The sequence below is a fragment of the Nonomuraea sp. NPDC049141 genome (genome assembly GCF_040648415.1).
GTDB lineage: Bacteria > Actinomycetota > Actinomycetes > Streptosporangiales > Streptosporangiaceae > Nonomuraea.
This window is the reverse complement of record NZ_JBEZDR010000098.1, coordinates 1-3,399: the sequence shown is the minus strand read 5'-3', so window position 1 is coordinate 3,399 and position 3,399 is coordinate 1. Positions and strand designations below refer to the sequence as shown.

General features: G+C 73.4%; 3 protein-coding genes and 1 pseudogene. All 4 read right to left on the bottom strand.

Translation table 11 applies throughout. The annotated features are described in order from the left end of the window. Window positions 1–172: biotin carboxylase N-terminal domain-containing protein (locus AB0B91_RS64600; RefSeq protein ID WP_358342910.1), on the bottom strand; the 172-nt coding region annotated here is incomplete at its 3' end. 55 nt (window positions 173–227) lie between these two features. Beyond that, window positions 228–1,829 (bottom strand): carboxyl transferase domain-containing protein, encoded by a 1,602-nt coding sequence (locus AB0B91_RS64595; RefSeq protein WP_357662553.1) that lies wholly within the window; start codon window positions 1,827–1,829, stop codon window positions 228–230. 55 nt (window positions 1,830–1,884) lie between these two features. Next, window positions 1,885–3,024 carry an acyl-CoA dehydrogenase family protein gene (locus AB0B91_RS64590; protein ID WP_089003057.1) on the bottom strand — a complete coding sequence of 380 codons (1,140 nt, stop codon included), beginning with the start codon at window positions 3,022–3,024 and terminating at the stop codon, window positions 1,885–1,887. After that, window positions 3,021–3,399: pseudogene (locus AB0B91_RS64585) on the bottom strand (exopolyphosphatase); the annotation flags it as partial. The gene AB0B91_RS64590 and the pseudogene AB0B91_RS64585, both read right to left, overlap by 4 nt.

Genomic DNA, 3,399 nt, shown 5'->3' with positions numbered 1-3,399 from the left:
CGGCGGGCGTGTTCCCGGGCAGCCGCACGGCGTGGTCGGCCTCGGCGACGAACGGCGCGTCGGCGTCGGCGTCGGCGTGCACGGCCACCGTCTCGACGCCCAGCGCCCGGCAGGTGGCGAAGACCCGGCGGGCGATCTCGCCCCGGTTCGCCACTAGAAGTCTCCTGATCACTGGGCCTGCCTTTCGTTCGCGACTGCGGGACTCCGCTTCGCTGCGTTCCTCGCGCTCACATGCGGAAGACGCCGAAGCCGTCGGCGCCCCTGACCGGTGCGTTGTGGATCGCCGACAGGCAGAGCCCGAGGACGGTACGGGTGTCGCGGGGGTCGATCACCCCGTCGTCGTAGAGCCGGCCGGAGAGGAAGAGCGCGCCGGACTGCGACTCGATCTGCTGCTCGACCATCATCCGCATCGCGGCGTCGGAGTCCTCGTCGTAGTCGCGGCCCCGGGCGGCGGCGGCCTGCCGGGCCACGATGGACAGCACACCCGCGAGCTGCGCCGGCCCCATCACCGCCGACTTGGCGTTCGGCCAGGTGAACAGGAACCTCGGCTCGTACGCCCGCCCGCACATGCCGTAGTTGCCGGCGCCGTAGGAGGCGCCCAGGTTGACCGTCAGGTGCGGCACCGTCGAGTTCGACACCGCGTTGATCATGAGGGCGCCGTGCTTGATGATGCCGCGCTGCTCGTACTCGGTGCCGACCATGTAGCCGGTGGTGTTCTGGAGGAAGACCAGCGGGGTGTCGGCGGCGTTGGCGAGCTGGATGAACTGGGCCGCCTTCTGCGCCTCCTCGCTGAACAGCACGCCCCGCGCGTTGGCCAGCACCCCGACGGGGTAGCCGTGCAGCTCGCCCCAGCCGGTCACCAGGGCGGTGCCGTAGCCGGGCTTGAACTCGTCGAAGGCGCTGTCGTCGAGCACCCGGGCCAGCACCTCGCGCGGGTCGAACGGCACCTTCAGGTCGGCGCTGGCGATGCCGAGCAGCTCCTCGGGGTCGTACCTGGGCGGGGCCGGGCGCGGGTTGCGCGGCGCCGGGCCCTGCTTGCGCCAGTTCAGCCGGCGTACGCACTGCCGGGCCAGCCGGATGCCGTCGCGCTCGTCGGAGGCGAGGAAGTCGGCCAGCCCGGACGTCGTGGCGTGCATGGCCGCCCCGCCGAGGGACTCGTCGTCGGTGACCTCGCCGGTGGCCATCTTCACCAGCGGCGGTCCGGCCAGGTAGACCTGCGAGCGGTCCCGGATCATGATCACGTGGTCGGACATCCCCGGCACGTACGCGCCCCCGGCGGTGGCGTTGCCGAAGACCACGCTGACCGTGGGGATCTTCGCGGCCGAGAGCCGGGTCAGGTCGCGGAACACCCGCCCGCCCGGGATGAAGATCTCCGCCTGGGTGGGCAGGTCCGCGCCGGCCGACTCGACCAGGTTCACCATCGGCAGCCGGTTGGCCAGGGCGATCTCGCCCGCCCGGCGGGTCTTCGCCAGCGACCACGGGTTCACCGCGCCGCCGCGTACCGTCGGGTCGTTGGCGACGATCAGGCACTCGACGCCCTCGACGACGCCGATGCCGGTCACCACGCTGGCGCCGACCGGGAAGTCGGTGCCGTACGCCGCCACCGGCGACAGCTCCAGGAACGGGCTGTCCGGGTCGAGCAGCAGCTCGATCCGCTCCCGGGGGAGCAGCTTGCCGCGCCCGTGATGCCGGGTCACGTACTTCTCGCCGCCCCCGGCGCGGGCCTTGTCGAGGGCCGCGTCCAGCTCGGCGAGGCGCTCCAGCAGCGCCTCCCGGTTGGCGCGGTGCCCCGGCGAGGACGGGTCGACCGCGCTGCGCAGTGTGGTCACAGGCCCTCCTTCGTTCGCGACTGCGGGGCTCGCAGACCCGGCTCACTCCTCGCGCTCACAGGCCCATGCCTTTCGCGACGATCTCGTTCATGATCTCGGTGGTGCCGCCGCCGATGCCGAGGATCCGGGCGTCGCGGTAGTGCCGCTCCACCTCGGCGTCGCGCAGGTAGCCGTAGCCGCCGTGCAGTTGGAGCGCCTGGTCGACGACCTCGGCGCAGGCCGCCACCGCGACGTTCTTCGCCATCGCCACCTCGGTCACCACCGGCTCGCCGGCGGCCACCCGCGCCGCCACCTCGTGCACGTACGCGCGGGCCGCCTCGGTGCGGGTGTGCATCTCGGCCAGCCGGTGCCGGACCAGTTGCCGGCTCGCCAGGGGGCGGCCGAACGTGGACCGGTCCCGGCACCAGCGCACCGCCAACTCCACGCAGCGCTGCGCGGTCGCGTACGCCTGGGTGGCGAGCGAGAGCCGCTCGGCGGCGAAGTTCTGCATGATCGACAGGAAGGCGGTGTCCTCCGCGCCGACCCGGTTCGCCACCGGCACCCGGGCGTCGGCGAACGACAGCTCGGCGGTGTCGGAGCAGTGCCAGCCGAGCTTCTCCAGCCGGCGCCCGACGGTGAAGCCGGGGGTGTCCTTGTCGATCACCAGCAGGGTCAGGGCGCCGCTGCCCGGGGGCAGGGTGCAGAGGGCGGTGGTCACGAAGTCGGCCCGTACGCCGCTGGTGATGTAGGTCTTCGACCCGTTGACCACGTAGTGGTCGCCGTCCCGCCGCGCGTGGGTGCGGATGCTCGCCACGTCCGAGCCGCCGTCGGGCTCGGTGATCGCCAGCGCGCCGATCATGGTGCCGGCCAGCGTCGGCCGGACGTACCGGTCGATCAGCTCCGGGTCGCCGGAGGCGACGATGTGCGGCAGCGCGATGCCGTGCGTGAAGAGCGCGGCGATCAGCCCGGACGAGCCACCCGAGCGGATGATCTCCTCGGTCACGATGATCGAGTCGAGCAGGTCCCCGCCGCTGCCGCCGATGGCCTCCGGGAAGCCGATGCCGAGCAGGCCGAGCTTGGCGGCGGTGGCGTGCAGCTCGCGGGGGATCTCGCCGGCCCGCTCCCAGTCGTCCAGGTGCGGCAGCACCTCCCGGGTGACGAAGGCCCGGGTCAGCTCCCGTAACTGCCGGCGCTCCGGCGTGTCCACGATGGTCATCGGCCCTCCCCGGGCGTCGCGCCGCCGGCCCGGGGGTCCGGGCCGGGCATGAGGTCCGCCGGCAGGTCGACGAGCCGGGAGCGGAGCAGCTCGCCGAGCGCCTTGGCCTGCGGATCGAACCGGGTGGAGGCGGCCACCCCCTGCCCGAGCAGGCCCCGGAGGACGAAGTTGACCGCCCGCAGGTTCGGCAGCTCGTACCGCTCCACGGCCAGCGGCGCGGTCTCCGGCAGCAGCTCGCGCAGCCGGGCGGTGGTCAGCCAGCCGCGCAGCCACGACCAGGTCGCGTCCGTGCGGGCCCAGACGCCCAGGTTGGCGTCGCCGCCCTTGTCCCCGGACCGGGCCCCGACCAGCTCGCCGAGCGGAGCGCGCCGGGTG

Bases quoted from the DNA above. Each gene is read 5' to 3' on its own strand.
- AB0B91_RS64590 (WP_089003057.1), bottom strand. From the start codon at position 3,024: ATGACCATCGTGGACACGCCGGAGCGCCGGCAGTTACGGGAGCTGACC.